Source organism: Delftia sp. JD2 (genome assembly GCF_001682645.1).
Taxonomy (GTDB): domain Bacteria; phylum Pseudomonadota; class Gammaproteobacteria; order Burkholderiales; family Burkholderiaceae_C; genus Comamonas; species Comamonas acidovorans.
In genome coordinates this window covers 41,307-59,309 of sequence record NZ_LFJT01000039.1, presented here as the reverse complement: position 1 = coordinate 59,309, position 18,003 = coordinate 41,307, and the positions used below count along the sequence as shown (strand labels likewise).

The window sequence follows — 18,003 nt, the reverse complement described above, 5'->3', positions numbered from 1 at the left end:
GGACTGGGCGGCGGCGGCCTGGGCACGCGTGGCGGCCAGCGCCGCCTCGCTGCCGCGCACGCGGGCGCGGTCGTCATCGAGCTCCTGCACCGAGGAGGCACCCTCGCGCGCCAGCGTTTCCGAGCGCTTGAAGCGGCGCTGCGCGGCGTCCACCTCGGTCTCGCGCTGCACGATCAGGGCCTGGGCGGCGGCCAGGTCGCTGCGGCGCAGGGTGACCTGGGCCTCGGCCGCGGCCACGCTGTGCTCGGCCTGCTGGCGCATGGCGTCGGCTTCCTGGCGCTGGGCGCGCAGGGTGTCGATCTGCATGCGCGCCACGGGCTGGCCGGCCTGCACGAAGTCGCCCTCGCGCACCAGGATTTCCTCCACGCGGCCGGGCAGCTTGGTGGAGATGTCGATCTCGGTGGCCTCGACCCGGCCGTTGCTGCCGACGAAGCCCTCGCCCGGGCCCTTGGGCGTGAAGGTCTTCCAGGCCCACCAGGCCACGAGGGCCAGGACCGCCACGGCGGCGATCGGCACGATCTTGTTCTTCAGAGAGGTGTTCTTGTCCATGGGCGGGTCCGGAGGCTTCAGGAATTCGGGGGATCGGCAGGCGTGGCCGGCAGGGTGGCGGGCAGCGCGGCAGGTTCCGCCCCGCTGCCGCCGCCCAGGGCGGCATACAGGCCCACCTGGCTGGACAGCAGGGCGCGCCGCGCCTGCACCAGCTGCTGGCGTGCGGCCAGCAGGTCGCGCTGGGCGTCCAGCACCTCCAGGTAGGCGGCCGAGCCGTTGTCGTAGCGCAGCTGCGCCAGCCGCGCGCGCTCGGCCTGGGCCTGCACGGCGGTGCGCTGCACGGTGATCTGCTCGGACAGCCAGCGGCGCGCGGCCAGGCCATCGGCCACCTCGCGGAAGGCGGTCTGGATGGCTTTCTCGTACTGGGCCACGGCCATGTCGCTGCGGATCTCGCCCAGCTCCAGGTTGGCGCGGCGCCGGCCGCCGTCGAAGATGGGCAGGGACACCGTGGGCACGAAGGCCCAGGCGCGGCTGCCGCCGTCGAACAGGCCGTCGAGTTCGGCGCTGGCCGTGCCCCAGCGGGCCGTGAGCGCAATGCGCGGGAAGAAGGCGGCGCGCGCCGCGCCGATCTGGGCCCGGGCCGCGCGCAGCTGGTGCTCGGCCGCGGCAATGTCGGGCCGCGCCGTGAGCAGTTCCGAGGGCAGGCCCGGCCGCAGCTCGGCCAGCACCAGGGCGTCGTCAAAGGGTGCGGCGGCGGGCAGCGGGCCCGGGTGGGCGCCGACCAGCTGCGCCAGTGCGTGCAGCTGCTGCGCGCGTGCCAGCTCCAGCTGGGCCAGCAGGGCCTGCGCCTGGGTCAGCAGGGTCTGGACCTGGGCCAGCTGCAGGCGCGAGCTGGCGCCCACGGCCTCGCGGCGCGTGAAGATGCGAAAGGATTCCTGGCGCGTGGCCAGCGTCTCGCGCGCAATGGCCACGCGCTCGTCCAGCTCGCGCAGGCCCAGGTAGCCGTCGGCCACCTGGGCGATCAGCGCGGTCTGCACGGCGTGGCGGCCCGCATCGCTGGCCAGCCAGGTCTGCAGGGCCGCGTCCTTGAGGCTGCGCACGCGGCCCCACAGGTCCAGCTCCCAGCTGCTGAAGCCGACTTCGGCGCGGTACTCGCCGCTGACCACGGAGCGGCCCGAGAGGTTGAGGTCGCCAGGCACGCGAGCCCGCGCGGCCTGGCCGCCCACGCCAATGGCCGGGAACAGCTCGGAGCGCTGGATCTGGAAGGCCGCGCGCGCCTCTTCGGCGCGCAGCGCGGCCACGCGCAGGTCGCGGTTGTGCTCCAGCGCGGTGGCGATGAGCTGGCGCAGCGCGGGGTCGGTGAAGTACTCGCGCCAGGGCAGGCCGGCGGCGGCGACACCCTGGGCGCCCGCCTGCAGATGGGCAGGCCAGGCCTCGGGCGTGGGCAGGGGCGGCGGCTCGTGCGGCGGCGCCAGGGAGGCACATCCCGCCAGGGCGGCTGCCAGTGCGGCTGCCAGCGCGGCGGCGGCGGCGGCGGTTCGGGGGAATGGGAGGGTCATCTGCAGTGCTGCGGGGTGCCGGTGCGGCAGCCGCTAGTTGAGGATGTGGTGGCCGCCATCGACATACAGCGTGCAGCCCGTGATGGCGCGCGCCCCGTCCGAGGCCAGGAAGGCGCACAGCGGCCCCACGTCGTCGGGCTGCAGCTCGCCGGCAATGGGCGAGCGGCGCACGCTGTCGGCCACGAGTTCATCGAACGCGGCAATGCCCGAGGCCGCGCGCGTGGCGATGGGCCCGGGCGAGACAGCATTGACGCGGATGCGCGAGGGGCCGAGCTCGGCCGCCAGGTAGCGCGTGGTGGACTCCAGCGCGGCCTTGACCGGGCCCATGATTCCGTAGTGCGGCATGACCTCGCTGGCGCCCAGGTAGCTCAGCGTCATGAGGCTGCCGCCGCTGGCGGCCATCAGCGGCTCGGCCAGGTGGGCCATGCGGATGAAGGAGTGGCAGGAGATGTCCATGGCCAGCGCAAAGCCCTCGCGGGAGCTGTCCACCACGCGGCCCTGCAGGTCCTTGCGCGGGGCGTAGGCCACGGCGTGCAGCACGAAGTCCAGCCGACCCCAGCGCACGGCGGCGGCATCGAACAGTGCGCGCATCTGCTCGTCATCGCCCACGTCCAGCGGCATGCGCAGCTCGGCACCGATCTCGTCGAGCAGGGGCTCCACATGCACACGGGCCTTGTCGTTCTGCCAGGTCGCGCCGATCTCGGCGCCCGCCGCATGCATGGCCCGGGCACAGGCCCAGGCAATGCTGTCGCGGTTGGCGATGCCGACGATCAGGCCCTTTTTGCCAGCCAATAGCGTCATCTCGAATGCTCCAGATCAGAAGGTCTGCCGGGAAACAGGCCGCCTTGGGGCGGCTTCGTCAGGAATCACGGGGCATGGCGCGGCATTGCCGACATATGCGCCACGGCGAATGTTTGTATTTCCTGTGACTACGAAGCTTTTGATAGCTTGTTTTGATGCATGCAAATCAAAGGTTTGCATGCCAATATCGTCTCCTGGTCTTTTTCATTCTATCTATGTTGCACTGCAGCGACCGATTTTGGCGATGCCGTTTCGTTATATCGATGCAGTTCACTCCATAGTCTTGACTCAGGTCAAAGAGGGCGGCCTCACTGAGAGGATGCCGCCAGTCGCTGCGTCCAGTAGAGCAATGGCGTCTTTTTGCGCCAACAGCCAAACATTCCCTGTATTGGCCGGATTTCAATGAATACAAGGTTTTCACACCATATTGGTGCACGGGGGGTAAAGAAAATCGGAAATCTGCCGATGGTCCATGAACAGAGAAAATCCCCTGCCTGCAAAGGCCTGGGCCGCCACATTCAGTCAGGACAAGACCGAAGGAAGACGATCAATCCATGACCAGCATTTCATCCACCGGCGCCAGCTTTGCCGCCAGCGCAGCGGGCATGCGGCCCACGGTGTCCGTGAGGTCGTCAGCGACCACGGCAGCTGCTGCACCCGCCGACCCGGGCACGCAGGTCACGCTGGGCCAGTCCACAGGGTCCAGCGTCATCTATGCCAAACCGCAGCCCGTGGAACTGGGGCAGTTCAGGCTGACCCGGGCCTGGGCCTCGCAAGACAGGGACGACATCAGCACCCTCATGGCGCGCAACCTGGGCCTGGGCCCGTCGGCCAGCCTGGCCGACCGCTGGCGCGGCCTGGGAGGCGCCCTGCTGTCGCGCTTTGCGGCCACGCCGTCGGACTACCAACAGACGGTTGCGGAGTACCAGGCGCCCACGGCGGCCGACTCCGTCGCAGGCAGCGCGGATGCGCAGGCCCTGGACAAGTCCGCACTGAGCGATGTGTCCGTGGGCGCTGCCACCGTGAGCCTGAAGATCCGCACGCAATCGGGCCAGACCGTGGAGCTGCGGATTGCCACGAACGACGGCAGCGAAGCGGGCAGCAGCAGCGGGCTGCGGGTCGAGGTCAAGAGTTCCGGCACCTTGAGCCAGGCCGAGAGCGCGGCCATTGCCCAGCTGGCCGACGGGCTGGACGAGGCGCTGGAAGGCCTGGGAAAGCCGGGCAAGCCCCAGCTGGAACTGGGCAAGCTGATGGACTTCGACCGCAGCGTGCTGTCCGGCCTGGACCTGGACATCAAGAACCCCAAGCCTTCGCAGCCCCTGTCCTCGTTCAGCCTGCATGTGGGCGCCGATGGCCGATCGGTGGCGATGAAGGGCGCGGCGGGCGAGCTGGCCGTCAACCTGGAGTCCGATGCCCCCGTGGGCGCCAGCGCTTCGCAGCGCCAGGCCGCGCTGGACCAGCATCTGAAGCGCTTTGATGCCGCCGCGCAGCGCGGCCGTGCGGATGCGGCGCTGGTGGACATGTTCAAGAGTGCCTTCAGTCAGCTGCACAACGCGCAGGCGCCGGCCGCGCCGGGCGCCATCGTCGCGCTCTCCGGGCTGGAGCGTTCCGTGCAGTCCCTGCAAAGCGGCCTGGCCGATTTCCAGGCCAGCTTCAGCGGTGACTTCGAGAACACCAACGAATTCGGCGCCGTGACCGAAATCGGCCGCGCCGAGTACCAGGTGGGCCAGAAGACCACCCGGCAGTCCCGCGGCAGGGAGGGCGAGTCGATCGCCCAGGTGGTGACCGAGTCCCTGAACGCCGAGTCCAAAAAGGCGCGCAACCGCAGCATGCTGGATTTGCAGTCGGGCAACTATGACCTGACCAAGGTGCAGGACAGCCGCACCATCACCACGCTGATCGAGACAGCCGGCAAGCAGGTCACCGGTGCGCTGCGCAAGACGCAAGAGCGCCAGATGCAGACGTGGGACCAGCTGGTGGAGCACCGCACCCAGCAGCACCGCGAAACGCCTGGTGGGCGCAGTTTCACTGAGCAACTCGCGCTGAGATAGTCGCGTTGAGGTAGTCGCGGCGCGGGCCGGGCCGCGTGTCGTCGTTGTGTCACAAAACTTCCGTATAAGAAGTTTTTTTGAACAAAACATGACAACGGCCCGCGCGTTCATGACCGAATTTCATCTTGCCGTCATCCAGGGCGGAGCCTCTCAATGAACGCGCGCCGTGCTTTGGCGGCGGGGCTGGCGGCGCTGCTGCTGGCGGCCGTGGGCGGCGGCGTCTGGTACTCGCGCACGGCCCTGGTGCAGGACCGCCAGGCGCAGCTGACGCAGCAGCAGTCCGTGACGGCACGCGGCCTGATCGGCTCCGAGAAGGAAGCCTTCTTCCAGGACGAGCGCGTGCGCGATGTGCTGGCGCGCCACGGCGTGACGGTGACGGTGCAAAAGGCCGGCTCGCGCAGCATTGCCAACAGCTACGACCCCAAGCAGTACGACTTCGGCTTTCCCTCGGGTGCGCCGGCGGCGGCCCAGCTCAAGGCGGCGGCCAGGGCCGCTACCGTCTATACGCCGTTCTACACGCCCATCGTGTTTGCCAGCTGGCGGCCCATTGCCGAGATCCTGATCGCCAACGGCGTTGTGCAAAAGCAGGGCGACTTCTTTTACGTGACCGATCTTCCCGCCCTGCTGGCCATGGCCGGCAAGGGCACGCGCTGGCGTGACCTGAAGGCCTCCGGCGCCTTTGCCACCGGCAAGGCCGTGCTGCCCGCCAGCACCGATGTGCGCAGCTCCAACAGCGCGGCCATGTACCTGGCGCTGGCCAGCTATGTGCTCAACGGCCAGCAGGTGGTGCAAAGCCCGGCCGACCTGGAGCGCGTGATGCCGCAGGTGGCGCCGCTGTTTTTGCGCCAGGGCTTCCAGGAAAGCTCGTCGGCCGGCCCCTTCGAGGACTACCTGGCCCTGGGCATGGGCAAGGCGCCGCTGCTGGTGGCCTATGAATCGCAGCTGGTGGAGTTCCTGCTGCGCCACCCGCAGCGCAGGAGCGGCGAGATGGTGATGCTCTACCCGCAGCCCACGCTGTATTCCAAGCATGTGCTCGTGCCCTACACGCCTGCGGGCGATCGCGTGGGCCAGCTGCTCGAATCCGATCCGCAGCTGCGCGCATTGGCGCAGGAATACGGCTTTCGCACCGGCGGCGACACGCACGGGCCCGAGCGCTGGGCCGGGCAGGGCGTGCAGGCGCCCGCGCAGCTGGTGGAGGTGATCGATCCGCCCAGCCAGGAGTGGCTGGAGCGAATGATCGTGGACATGGAGCAGCGCTTCAAATGACCGAACGTTCCAGGAGCAACCGATGAGCAACACCCCCCAGACCACCACGGCCAGCGCCGCCGTGGCCGTGCCTGCACAGGAGCAGGATTTCGTGCTGGAGCCGCCTGCGCCCGCCCTGCCCGTGCCCATCGAGTCGGCCAGCGGCAAGGTCCGCCTGAAGGCCGAGGAAGTGCAGCAGCTGGACGCACAGGTGGCGCAGTTCATCGACGACATCACCGCCAACGACAGCCAGTCGCCCGCCTTCAAGGGCGCGGTCGAGCGCATCCACGGCATGGGCAACAAGGAGGTGCAGGCCGCTGCCGCCGTCTCCAACCGCATGCTGGAGCGCCCCGTCAAGACGCTGAACAACGGCCTGTTCGACCAGGGCAGCCAGGTCGGCCAGGGCCTGATCGACCTGCGCCGCCAGGTGGAGGCACTGGACCCCTCGCGCCAGGACGACCTGTTCAAGCCGCGCAAGCTGCTGGGCCTGATCCCCATGGGCAACAGGCTGGTGGACTACTTCGACAAGTTCCAGTCCAGCCAGAGCCACCTGAACGCCATCATCGACAGCCTCAAGCGCGGCAAGGACGAGCTGCTGCGTGACAACGCCGCCATCGAGCAGGAAAAGGCCAACCTGTGGGGCCTGATGGAGCGGCTGGAGAAATACATCCACATCGGCAAGAAGCTGGACGCGGCGCTGGAGGCCAAGGCCGCACAGCTGGACGCCAGCGACCCGGAAAAGGCCCGCGTGGTGCGCGAGGACATGCTGTTCTACGCACGCCAGAAGGTCACCGACCTGCTCACCCAGATGGCGGTGAACGTGCAGGGCTACCTGGCACTGGACCTGGTGCGCAAGAACAACCTCGAACTGGCCAAGGGCGTGGACCGCGCGACCACCACCACGGTCTCCGCCCTGCGCACGGCCGTCATCGTGGCGCAGGCACTGGCCAACCAGAAACTGGTGCTGGACCAGATCACGGCGCTGAACACCACCACGGGCAACCTGATCGCCGGCACCAGCGAGCTGCTGCGCGAGCAAAGCGGGAAGATCCACGAGCAGGCGGCCAGCAGCACCATCGACATCGCCAAACTGCAGCAGGCCTTCGGCAACATCTACCAGACCATGGACGCCATGGCCGACTTCAAGGTCAAGGCCCTGGCCTCCATGCAGACCACGGTGGACACGCTGTCGCAGGAGGTGGACAAGTCCCGCGCCTATCTGGAAAAGAGCCGCCGCGAGGACGTGCGCGAGGCGCTGCAGGCGCCCGCCGGCGAGGTGGTGCTGTGAGCATGTTCCGGCGCCTGGCGGCCTGGTGGCTGCTGGGCCTTGCGCTGGCCCTGGCCGGCTGCGGCAAGTCGCCCGAACCCGCGACGCAGGCCGCGGCAAAGGCCGATGCGCCTGCTGGTCCCCAGGGTGCATTCACCGTGCTGGCCGGCTCCGAGCTCAAGGACGTGGCGCCCGCGCTGGAGCAGGCCGCCACGGCGGCGGGCGTGCCGCTCAAGCTCAGCTATGCGGGCACGCTGGAGATGGTCGAGCGCATCAATGCGGGCGAGCAGTACGACGCCATCCTGCCGCCCAATGGCGCCTATCCCGCGCTGGCGCTGGCGAACAAGCCGCTGGCGCGCGAAAAGCTTTTCTACTCGCGCGTGGCCCTGGGCGTGAAGGCCCCCGTGCTGCAAAAGCTGGGCTGGGACAAGGCACCGCCCACCTGGGCCGACATCGCACGCGCTGCCGCCCAGGGCCGGCTGCGCTACGGCATGACCAATCCGGCCAGCTCCAACACCGGCATGAGCGCGCTGTTCGCCGTGGCCTCGGCCGTGGCCGGCAAGACCGAGGACCTGGACGCCAGGGAGGTCAACGCCAAGGTGCTCAAGGATTTTCTGTCGGGCCAGAAGCTCACCGCCGGCAGCTCCGGCTGGCTGGCCGAGGCCTTCGAGCGCGAGCCCGGCGCCGTCGATGCGCTGGTCAACTACGAGGCCGTGATCCTGCGCCTGAACGAGAAGCTGCCCGCCGCCGACCGGCTCACCCTGGTCTACCCGCGCGACGGCGTGATCTCGGCCGACTATCCGCTGATGCTGCTCAACGCTGCGCGGCGCGCCGACTATGACAAGCTGGTCGCCCAGTTCAAGGCCCCCGCCTTCCAGGGCCAGCCGCTGCGCCAGGCCCAGCTGCGCCCCGCCAGCCCCGAGGCACAGGCCAGCCCGGCGCTGCCCACGGCGCCCGTGGTGGAGTTGAGCTTTCCGAACCGGCTGGAGGTGATCGATGCCGTGCTCTCGGCCTACCAGAGCGATCTGCGCCGCCCGGCCACCAGCATCTTCGTGCTGGACGTGAGCGGCTCCATGAAGGGTGCGCGGCTGGCGCAGATGAAGGAGGCGCTCAAGCTGCTGTCCGGCGCCGAGGCCTCGGCCGCCAGCCAGCGCTATGCCGCCTTCCAGGCGCGCGAGCGCGTGCTGCTGATTCCGTTCTCGGGCCTGGTCGGCCAGCCCGCGCGCGTGCAGTTCGCGGCGGGCGACCTGCAGGCCGCAAGCGCCCAGGTGCTGGCCTATGCCGACAGCCTCGTGGCCGACGGCGGAACGGCCATCTACGACGCGCTCACGCTGGCCCAGCAGCAGGCACGCCAGGAACTGCGGGCCGATCCCGAGCGCTTCGTCAGCATCGTGCTGCTGACCGATGGCGCCAACACGGCCGGCCGCGACTGGGCCGCATTCGAGCGCGAGCAGCGCATGGCGCGCGACGGCGGCGCGCCGCTGGTGCGCGTCTTTCCCATCATCTTTGGCGAGGCGCAGTCCGGCGAAATGCAGGCCCTGGCCGCGCTGACGGGCGGGCGCGCCTTCGATGCGCGCAACACCGGCAAGAGCGGACTGCCGCTGGTGTTCAAGGAAATCCGGGGCTACCAGTGACAGCGCCGCCACCGATCGGACCCGCCTGATGCGCCGCCTGCAGCTTTTCTTCTACGGCAACGGCAACCTCGCCGGCCTGGCGCTGGCCCTGCTGGGGCCGGTGCTGCTGTTCGCGGGCGTGATCGGCGCCGGCTGGGGCTGGATCACGCTGGGCCTGTACGTCGCGGGCCTGCTGCTGGGCTGGGCCCTGCAGCCTGCGGGCGCCAGCTTCGAGCGTGCGCTGCAGCAGCACTGGAGCGCCGAGGACATCCGCGAACGCATCGACGAGCTGGTGCAAAAGGCCCGCCCGATGCTCACGCCCGAGATGCAAAAGCATCTGGACAGCGTGCGCGGCTCGGTGCACGAGGTGCTGCCCTCGCTGGCCGACGCCGGCCCGGTCTTCAACGACGGCCTGTTCACCGTGCGCGAGACGGTGCTGCAGTACCTGCCCGCCACGCTGTCGCACTATGCGGCGCTGCCGCCGCTGTTCCGTGTCACCCAGCCCGTGCAGGACGGCAAGACGGCCAGGCAACTGCTGACCGAGCAGCTGGCGCTGCTGGCCGGGCAGATGCAGCAGGTGGTGGCCCATGTGGCGGCCAGCGATGCGCAGGCGCTGCTGGCCAACGGGCGCTTTTTGAAGCAGAAGTTCGACCAGCCGGATTTCCTGAAGTGAGGCGCCTGCAGGGTCGTCCCGCCACGCTGCGCGGACCCTGTGTTAGCATGCTCCGCCATGCAGCCTGCTGCATTCCCGTCTTCCAGACACTTGAACTCTCGATCCAAGACAGCCATGAACGGTACGCCCGTTTCGATCATCGTTGCACAGTGGTGGCGCTTCCAATAAGGAAGCGGCACGTCGTTGCGGTTGCGTACCGCGCCTTGCCGCCGTGACGGCAGCAAGGCTCACCCAGCAGATGGCTCCCCGGCACGGCGGCTCCCAGAACCCAGGAGATTGCCCAGATGCCCTCAGATTCCCCCTTCCAGACCCAGGCAGCATTGCGCGCATTCCCGCGCCAGCCTTCGCTGCGGCATGCCCGCGCCACCCGTTTTTCCCTTTGAGACCCAGGAGCCGGTATGACCAGACTGCTGATGATCGACAACTACGACAGCTTCACCTACAACATCGTTCAGTACTTCGGCGAGCTGGGTGCCGATGTCACCGTGGTGCGCAATGACGAGGCCACGCTGGACGAGGTGATCGCCCTGGTCGAGCGCGAGAAGATCGACCGCCTGGTGATCTCGCCCGGCCCCTGCTCGCCGGCCGAGGCCGGCATTTCCGTGGCGGCCATCCAGCACTTTGCAGGCCGCCTGCCCATCCTGGGCGTGTGCCTGGGCCACCAGAGCATTGGCGCGGCCTTCGGCGGCGACATCGTGCGCGCGGGCCAGCAGATGCATGGCAAGACCAGCGTCATCACCACCGACCGCAAGGGCGTGTTCGCCGACCTGCCCGAGCAGTTCACGGTCAACCGCTACCACTCGCTGGCCATTGCGCGCTCCAGCCTGCCCGAATGCCTGGAGATCACGGCCACCAGCGAGGACGGCGAGATCCAGGGCGTGCGCCACACCAGCCTGGCCATCGAGGGCGTGCAATTCCACCCCGAGAGCATCCTCACCGAGCATGGCCACGCCATGCTCAAGAATTTCCTGGAACAGAAGGCCTGAGCAGGCCGGCACCCAACCGAGACACCGCAATGACCCAGATCACCCCCCAGGAAGCGCTGCAGCGCACCATCGAGCACCGCGAAATCTTCCACGACGAGATGCTGCACCTGATGCGCCTGATCATGCGCGGCGAGCTCTCGCCCGTGATGACGGCCGCCATCGTCACCGGCCTGCGCGTGAAGAAGGAGACCATCGGCGAGATCACGGCCGCGGCCGAGGTCATGCGCGAGTTCTCCAACAAGGTCCATGTGGAGGACAAGCGCCACCTGGTGGACATCGTGGGCACGGGCGGCGACGGCGCCAACACCTTCAACATCTCCACCTGCTCCATCTTCGTGATCGCGGCGGCGGGCGGCAAGGTCAGCAAGCACGGCGGGCGCAGCGTCAGCAGCAAGAGCGGCAGCGCCGACGCCATGGAGGCGCTGGGCGTCAACATCCAGCTCAGCCCCGAGCAGATCGCGCGCAGCATCGCCGACGTGGGCATCGGCTTCATGTTCGCGCCCAACCACCACCCGGCCATGAAGAACGTGGCGCCCGTGCGCAAGGAGCTGGGCGTGCGCACCATCTTCAACATCCTGGGTCCGCTGACCAATCCGGCCAGCGCGCCCAACATCCTCATGGGCGTGTTCCACGAGGACCTGGTCGGCATCCAGGTGCGCGCGCTGCAGCGCCTGGGCGCCGAGCACGCCATCGTGGTCTATGGCCGCGACGGCCTGGACGAGATCAGCCTGGGCGCGGGCACCCTGGTGGGCGAGCTCAAGGACGGCGTGGTGCGCGAGTACGAGATCCATCCCGAGGACTTCGGCCTGCGCATGGTGGGCACGCGCGCCTTCAAGGTGGACAATCCCGAGGAATCCAAGGCCATGCTGCTGGGCGTGCTCCATGGCGAAAAGAGTGCCGCGCGCGACATCGTCTGCCTGAACGCGGGTGCCGCCCTGTATGCGGCCAACGTGGCCTCCAGCATCGAGGACGGCATGGCCCGCGCCCAGGCGGCGCTGGACAGCGGTGCTGCCCTGGCCAAGCTCAACGAACTCGTGGCCTACACGGCCCGGCTGACGGCCTGAGCCGCGCAGCCCCCATCGACCACCGAATACAAGAAACCAAGGAAAGCAACGTGTCCGACATCCTCAAGCAAATCTGCGACGTGAAAGTGCAGGAAGTGGCCGCCGCCCAGAAGCGCATGCCCTTCGCGGACATGCGCCGCGACGCCGAAAGCCGCGTGCTCACGCGCGACTTCGTGGGCGCGCTGCGCGCCAAGATCGCCGCCGGCCATGCCGGCGTGATCGCCGAGATCAAGAAGGCCAGCCCCAGCAAGGGCGTGATCCGCGAGGACTTCATCCCCGCCGACATCGCGCAAAGCTATGCCGATGGCGACGGCAAGGGCGTCAGCGCCGCCTGCCTCTCGGTGCTGACCGACAAGCAGTTCTTCCAGGGCAGCGTGGACTATCTCAAGCAGGCGCGCGCCAGCTGCCACCTGCCCGTGCTGCGCAAGGACTTCATGGTCGATCCCTACCAGATCTACGAATCGCGGGCCATGGGTGCCGACTGCGTGCTGCTGATCGCCGCCTGCCTGGACGACGCGCAGATGGCCGAGATGGAACAGATCGCCCACAGCCTGGACATGGCCGTGCTGGTCGAGGTCCACGACGGCGCCGAACTGGACCGCGCCCTTCGGCTCAAGACGCCGCTGGTGGGCATCAACAACCGCAACCTGCGCAGCTTCGAGGTCAGCATCCAGACCACGCTGGACCTGCAAAAGAACGTGCCGGCCGACCGCCTGCTGGTCACCGAGTCGGGCATCGGCAGCCGCGAGGACGTCAAGGCCATGCGCGATGCCGGCATCCACAGCTTCCTGGTGGGCGAGGCCTTCATGCGCGCCAAGGAGCCGGGAGAGGCGCTGGCCAAGCTGTTTGCCTGAAGCCAAGACCGGATCGGTCCCTCGGTGGTGCGCCACCGAAGCAGCCCGCCGCAGCCATGCGTGCGGGCTTTTTTTGTGCAAATAGTGTTTCTAAAAGTTTTTCGTTTGCATGATAATTATTGACAATGCGCATGAAATGCCGCTCCGGCAACATGGCCGCAGCCCATCGCCTACGGAGACTTCGATGTCGTTCATGCCCCGTGCCCCTTTCCTGTCCAGCCGCGGCTGGGCTGCCCTCATCGTTTGCGCATCGGCCACGCTGGCATCGTCCGGCGCCTGGGCACAGGCCACGCGCACCTGGGTCTCGGGCGTGGGCGATGACGTCAACCCCTGCAGCCGGACAGCACCGTGTAAGACGTTTGCGGGGGCCATCGCCAGGACGGCCGCCAATGGCGAGATCAACGTGCTGGATCCTGCGGGCGTCGGTGGAGTCACCATCACCAAGTCCATGCAGGTGGACGGCACAGGCGTGCTTGCCGGCGTGCTGGTCTCCGGTAGCGCGGGCATCACCATCAACGCGGGTGTTTCTGACACCGTGGTGCTGCGGGATCTGGACATCGTCGGCAACGGCACAGGAACGTTCGGCGTCAGAATCTTCCAGGCAGGCAAAGTGGTGCTGGACAACGTCAGGATCCAGGGCTTCACGCAGGCGGCGGTCAAGGTCGAGACGAGCGCTACTTCTGTGTCTGTTCTGGTGCAACGCTCGCAATTGCTGGGCAATGTAGTGCCAGCACAGGGCGAGCCGGAACGCGCCGCCATCAGTGTCCAGAGCACGACCGCCCAGGTCTACCTGTCCAACACCACGGTGTTCGGCAATGACAAGGCGTTCAACGCTGTGGCAGGCGGGAAGATCACCTCGTTCAACAACAACCGGGTCATGGGCAACACCCAGGACAGCGCGCCCACCGACACCGTCTACGAACGCTGATCGGCGCAAGGCAGCATCATGCACAGCGTAAAAGGCGTTGCCCGCAAGTCCTGTCTGGGGCTTGCGGTGTTTGCGGCCCTGGGCCCGGCGCAAGCCGCCGAACTGCTGGCCAACGGCAGTTTCGAGCAGAACTCCGGTCCGGGTTCCCTGGTTTTCACGGGCTGGCAATCCGTGTCCCAGGCCGGCTCCAAGGGCGGCTTCGCCGCCCAGCAAGGCACCAAAGGCGCCATCACGCCCGTGGCCGTGCCTGCACCTCCCGACGGGGCGTTTGCCCTCATGAGCGACCAGCCCGGCCCCGGCAGCCATGTGCTCTACCAGGACGTCGCCATTCCGGCGGGCAGCCCGGCCACGCTGAGCGCCCGCGTCCATGTCCAGAATGCGGCCAAGGTCGCTGCGGCGCCGGCCACGCTTGACTACACGGTGGCTGTGCCCAACCAGCAGGTGCGCATCGACGTCATGAACCCTGCCGCCGCGCCCGACAGCCTGGGCGCCGGTGTGCTGGCCAATGTCTTCCAGTGGCCGCCGGCCACGGCGCCCGGTCCTTCGGACAGCGGCAGCGGCTACCAGTCGCTGCAGTTCGACCTGTCGGCCTACGCGGGCCAGATCGTGCGCCTGCGCATTGCCGAGGTGGACAACCGGCAAAGCCTGTTCTTCGGCGTGGATGCGATGAGCGTCTGGTCCGGCAGCGTTCCGGGCGCACTTCAGCCACCTGCCGATACGGGCTTTTTCGCGCAGGGCACGGCCGTGCAGCTGACCTTCGATCCGGTGGCCTCCATCCCCGGCCAGACGGTCACGGGCTATGTGGCGCAATGTGTCCCGCAAGGTGGCGGCGCGGTGCTGATGGGCACGTCCAGCACTCCGACGGTGGCGGTCAACGGCCTGACACCCGGCGTGGCCTACAACTGCAGCGTGGCGGCACAGTCCAGCAGCGGTGCGGGGCCCGCCTCGCAGCCCCTGACGGTCAACGCTCCTGTCGCTGGCGCCACCACCATCTCGACCCTGCAAGGCGGCAGCGCGACGCTGACCGTCAGCAATCCGGCCAGCGGCTGCAGCCTGCAATCGGCATCGCTGGTGCGTGCGCAAAGCCTGCCCACGGCGCCGCCCCAGGGTGCAGCGGCCTATCCGCTGGGTGTGCTGGACCTGCGCTCGTCGGGCTGCAACTCAGGCGCGACGCTGAAGCTCAGCGTCACCATGCCGCAGGCCCTGCCTTCGGGTGCCCAGTACTGGAAGTACGGTCCCACGGCGGCCAACCCGGCACCGCACTGGTATGCCTTCAACGATGGCTTCAAGGTGACCTCGGCCAATACCTACACCCTGGAAGTCCAGGACGGTGGCCTGGGCGATGATGACCTGCAGGCCAATGGCGTGGTGGTCGATCCGGGTGGTCTGATGGTGATGGCGGCGACCTCTCCTGCCGCCATTCCCGTGTGGAACCTCGCGGGTCTGGCGGCCACATCGGCCTCGGTGCTGCTGGCCATGGCGGCAATGCGCCGGCGCCGCCGGACGCGCTGATGCGCTGACGTGCATGTCGCACACGCCGGGCGGCTGTGCGACTGCGGGTATCCTCAGGACATCAATGCACCGGCCGCGCGCCGGTGCATTCCCGTTTCTTTCGTACCTTCGAGGAATCACCATCGCGCGCCATGCGTGCGCTGGTGCCCCATCCGCCATGGCCCTTCAAGACGACGCAATCGCCCCGGCGCAAGCCGACCAACTCCAATCCGCCGATCCCGCCGACTGGCCCGTTGCGCCCGACTGGCAGCCCCTGGTCGAGGACTTCTTCGCGGGTGCCACGGGCCAGCAGCTGCTGACCTTTCTGCACCAGCGCCTGGAAGCCGGCGCCGTGATCTTTCCGCCCCAGCCGCTGCGCGCGCTGGAGCTGACCCCGCCCGAGGAAGTGCGCGTGGTCATCCTGGGGCAGGACCCCTACCACGGCCGGGGACAGGCCGAAGGCCTGTCGTTCTCGGTGGCGCCGGGCGTGCGCATGCCGCCCTCGCTGCAGAACATCTTCAAGGAGATGCAGCGTGACTTGGGCGTGCCCTTCCCGCCGTTCCCCAACCCGGGCGGCAGCCTGGTCAAGTGGGCCAGGAACGGCGTGCTGCTGCTCAACACCTGTCTCACGGTGGAGGAAGGCCAGGCGGCCAGCCACTCGGGCAAGGGCTGGGAGCTGCTGACCGATGCGGTGATCCGACACATCGCCCAGGGCGCGCGGCCCGTGGTCTTCATGCTCTGGGGCAGCCATGCGCAGTCCAAGCGCGCCTTCATTCCGGCCGACCGGGGCCATCTGGTGCTGACCAGCAACCATCCCTCGCCGCTGTCGGCGCTGCGCCCGCCCGTGCCCTTCATCGGCAACGGGCACTTCGGCAAAGCGCGCGACTTCCGCGCCCAGCACGGTTACTGAGCGGCCCGCTCGGGGCGTGGCTCCACGATGGGGAACACGCTGTCGAAGCGGTCCAGCATGGACATGAGCGCCGTCACCTTGGAGGCGTCGCCCTCGATGCGCAGCTGGCCGCTCTTGATGGCCTCGGCCATCGTGGTCTCCTGGCCTGCAATGGCGTCCAGCGTGGCTCGCGTCAGGCGCAGGCTGGCATGGGCGGCGGGCGCAAGGCCCGGGCTCTGGGTGAGGGCGCTGTTCTCCAGGTTCAGGCTGCGCTGCTCGCCGGTGTCGGTGAAGGTCCAGTTGAGCACGATGCGCTGGCCTGCGGCCTTGCCCGCGTCCAGCCGCACGCCCAGGTAGTCGAAGAACATCTCCAGCGGCAGGCTGCGCACCAGGTCGCGCGCGGTGCTACCGGGCCTGGGCAGCTGGGGCACGCCCTGGCGCAGTTCCGCCGCGCCCTGCAGGAAGGCGTTGCGGGCCGTGGCCGATTCCATCTGGTAGCCCAGCTGTTCATAGGCATTGGCCGCCAGGCGGCGCGCGGCCTGGTTGGCCGGGTCGGCAAAGACCAGTTGCGAGGCGATCTGCGCAACCCAGCGGTATTCGCCGCGCTCGTAGTCGGCCTGCGCACGGCGCAGCACGGCGTCGGCGCCACCCATGTATTCCACGGTCTTGCGCGCGGCGGGCACGGGCGGCAGCGCCTCCAGCTGGGCCGGGTTGCCTTCGTAGTAGCCCAGGTAGTGCTGGTAGATGGCGCGGATGTTGTGGCGCAGGTGGCCGTAGAAGGCATGCGTTGCGCCGTCGCGGGCCAGGGATTCGGGCATCTTCAGCATCTCGGCGATCTCCGAGCCCACGTAGCCGTGGTTCATGAGGCGCACGGTCTGGTCGTGCAGGTATTTGTAGGTGTCGCGCTGGCCGGCCAGCAGGTGCTGCAGCCGGGGCTGGCCCCAGACCGGCCAGTGGTGCTGGGCAATCATGATCTCGGCCTTGCCGCCATAGGTGTGCAGGGCGTCGTTCAGGTGGCGGGACCAGCCCAGCGCGTCACGCACCTGGGCGCCGCGCAGCGGCAGCAGGTTGTGCTGGGTGTGCACGGCGATCTCGGCCATGTTCAGCACCTTGAGCTGGGGGTAGTACATGATCATCTCGGCCGGCGCCTCGGCCCCGGGCGTGAGCGCGAACTCGATGTCCACGCCGTCGATGCGCAGGGTCTCGCGCGGCTCATCGATCACGCGCGTGGGCGCGATCAACCCCATGGTGCCGGGCGCACCCGCCTTGCCCAGCCCTGCGTCCACCTGTCCCCTGGAATCGCGCGGCAGCAGCATGCCGAACTGGTAGAGCGCGCGCCGGCCCATGGCGTGGCCGGCGATCACGTTCTCGCCCACGGCCTCGGCCATGAAGCCCGCCGGCGCGATGACCTGCACGCGGCCCGCATCCACCTCTTCCTGGCGCACCACGCCGCGCACGCCGCCGAAATGGTCCACATGGCTGTGCGAGTAGACGACGGCCACCACGGGCTTGCGCGGGCGGTGCTGGAAGTACAGGTCCATGGCGGCCTGGGCGGTCTCGGTGTACATCAGCGGATCGACCACGATCAGGCCGGTCTCGCCCTCGATGATGCTCATGTTCGACAGGTCCAGGCCGCGCACCTGGTAGAGCCTGTCCGTCACCTGGAACAGGCCGCTGACGCGGTTGCGCTGGGCCTGGCGCCACAGCGCGGGGTGCACGGTGTCGGGCGCCTGGTCCTGCTCCAGGAAGGCATAGGACTGCATGCTCCAGATGGGACGGCCCTGGGCATTGCGCACGACCAGGGTGTCGGCCGGTGCGACCAGGCCGCGCCGGGCGTCCTCCATGGCCTGCGCATCATCCAGCGGCTGCTGCGCCAAGGCCGCCTGCTGGGCCGCGCGCGTGGCGGCGCTGGCCGGCTGGGGCCTGGCCATGTCGGAGACGGGCAGGCTGCCGTGGGCGCAGGCGCCCAGCAAAGCGGCTGTGGCCAGGCTGGCCAGCAGGCGGGAAGGGCGCGCCAGCGCGCGGGGCAGGGGGTGTGAGGCTTGCATGGAAAGGTCTCCTGGCATGTTCGATGTCAGCGGCGAAAATACGCA

Annotated in this window: 16 protein-coding genes; 11 read left to right on the top strand and 5 right to left on the bottom strand. The window is 68.6% G+C overall.

The window, feature by feature from the left end; genetic code table 11:
- The 4 genes from ACM14_RS20020 to ACM14_RS32110 all read right to left on the bottom strand — a co-directional run.
- Positions 1–549: HlyD family secretion protein (locus ACM14_RS20020; RefSeq protein ID WP_139093475.1), on the bottom strand; the 549-nt coding region annotated here is incomplete at its 3' end.
- A gap of 17 nt (positions 550–566) precedes the next feature.
- Positions 567–2,048, bottom strand: coding sequence for an efflux transporter outer membrane subunit (locus ACM14_RS20015; RefSeq protein ID WP_065347119.1), 1,482 nt, complete (start codon positions 2,046–2,048; stop codon positions 567–569).
- A gap of 33 nt (positions 2,049–2,081) precedes the next feature.
- A complete protein-coding gene (fabI, locus tag ACM14_RS20010) occupies positions 2,082–2,849 on the bottom strand; it encodes an enoyl-ACP reductase FabI (protein ID WP_013804678.1) in 768 nt (255 codons plus the stop codon).
- A gap of 15 nt (positions 2,850–2,864) precedes the next feature.
- Positions 2,865–3,029 (bottom strand): hypothetical protein, encoded by a 165-nt coding sequence (locus tag ACM14_RS32110; RefSeq protein WP_155294163.1) that lies wholly within the window; start codon positions 3,027–3,029, stop codon positions 2,865–2,867.
- A gap of 374 nt (positions 3,030–3,403) precedes the next feature.
- Between ACM14_RS32110 and ACM14_RS20005 the strand changes: the two genes are divergently transcribed.
- The 11 genes from ACM14_RS20005 (at position 3,404) to ACM14_RS19955 (ending at position 15,931) form a co-directional block, all read left to right on the top strand.
- Positions 3,404–4,900, top strand: coding sequence for a hypothetical protein (locus ACM14_RS20005; RefSeq protein ID WP_065347118.1), 1,497 nt, complete (start codon positions 3,404–3,406; stop codon positions 4,898–4,900).
- A gap of 153 nt (positions 4,901–5,053) precedes the next feature.
- Positions 5,054–6,166 (top strand): hypothetical protein, encoded by a 1,113-nt coding sequence (locus ACM14_RS20000; protein WP_065347117.1) that lies wholly within the window; start codon positions 5,054–5,056, stop codon positions 6,164–6,166.
- 22 nt (positions 6,167–6,188) lie between these two features.
- Positions 6,189–7,433: a toxic anion resistance protein gene (locus tag ACM14_RS19995; protein WP_065347116.1), complete on the top strand. Its 1,245-nt coding sequence runs from the start codon at positions 6,189–6,191 to the stop codon at positions 7,431–7,433.
- A 2-nt stretch (positions 7,434–7,435) separates the two neighbouring features.
- Positions 7,436–9,046, top strand: a complete 1,611-nt coding sequence (locus ACM14_RS19990; RefSeq protein WP_065347115.1) for a VWA domain-containing protein — start codon at positions 7,436–7,438, stop codon at positions 9,044–9,046.
- 28 nt (positions 9,047–9,074) lie between these two features.
- A complete protein-coding gene (locus ACM14_RS19985; RefSeq protein ID WP_065347114.1) occupies positions 9,075–9,698 on the top strand; it encodes a hypothetical protein in 624 nt (207 codons plus the stop codon).
- 398 nt (positions 9,699–10,096) lie between these two features.
- Positions 10,097–10,684, top strand: a complete 588-nt coding sequence (locus tag ACM14_RS19980) for an aminodeoxychorismate/anthranilate synthase component II (protein ID WP_012202700.1) — start codon at positions 10,097–10,099, stop codon at positions 10,682–10,684.
- 29 nt (positions 10,685–10,713) lie between these two features.
- On the top strand, positions 10,714–11,748 hold the full coding sequence (trpD, locus tag ACM14_RS19975) for an anthranilate phosphoribosyltransferase (protein WP_013804671.1): 1,035 nt from the start codon (positions 10,714–10,716) through the stop codon (positions 11,746–11,748).
- Between the two features lie 50 nt (positions 11,749–11,798).
- Positions 11,799–12,602 (top strand): indole-3-glycerol phosphate synthase TrpC, encoded by an 804-nt coding sequence (gene trpC / locus ACM14_RS19970; RefSeq protein WP_065347113.1) that lies wholly within the window; start codon positions 11,799–11,801, stop codon positions 12,600–12,602.
- Positions 12,603–12,795: 193 nt separating this feature from the next.
- Positions 12,796–13,530, top strand: coding sequence for a hypothetical protein (locus ACM14_RS19965; protein WP_139093474.1), 735 nt, complete (start codon positions 12,796–12,798; stop codon positions 13,528–13,530).
- A gap of 18 nt (positions 13,531–13,548) precedes the next feature.
- The gene (locus ACM14_RS19960) at positions 13,549–15,042 is read left to right on the top strand and encodes a fibronectin type III domain-containing protein (RefSeq protein ID WP_084027414.1); all 1,494 of its coding nucleotides are present in this window, start codon (positions 13,549–13,551) and stop codon (positions 15,040–15,042) included.
- Positions 15,043–15,199: 157 nt separating this feature from the next.
- Positions 15,200–15,931 (top strand): uracil-DNA glycosylase, encoded by a 732-nt coding sequence (locus ACM14_RS19955; RefSeq protein ID WP_043780562.1) that lies wholly within the window; start codon positions 15,200–15,202, stop codon positions 15,929–15,931.
- Here ACM14_RS19955 and ACM14_RS19950 read toward each other — a convergent pair.
- Positions 15,925–17,958, bottom strand: coding sequence for an alkyl/aryl-sulfatase (locus ACM14_RS19950; protein ID WP_065347111.1), 2,034 nt, complete (start codon positions 17,956–17,958; stop codon positions 15,925–15,927). The two genes, ACM14_RS19955 and ACM14_RS19950, sit on opposite strands and share 7 nt — an antisense overlap.
- Positions 17,959–18,003: the final 45 nt, after the last annotated feature.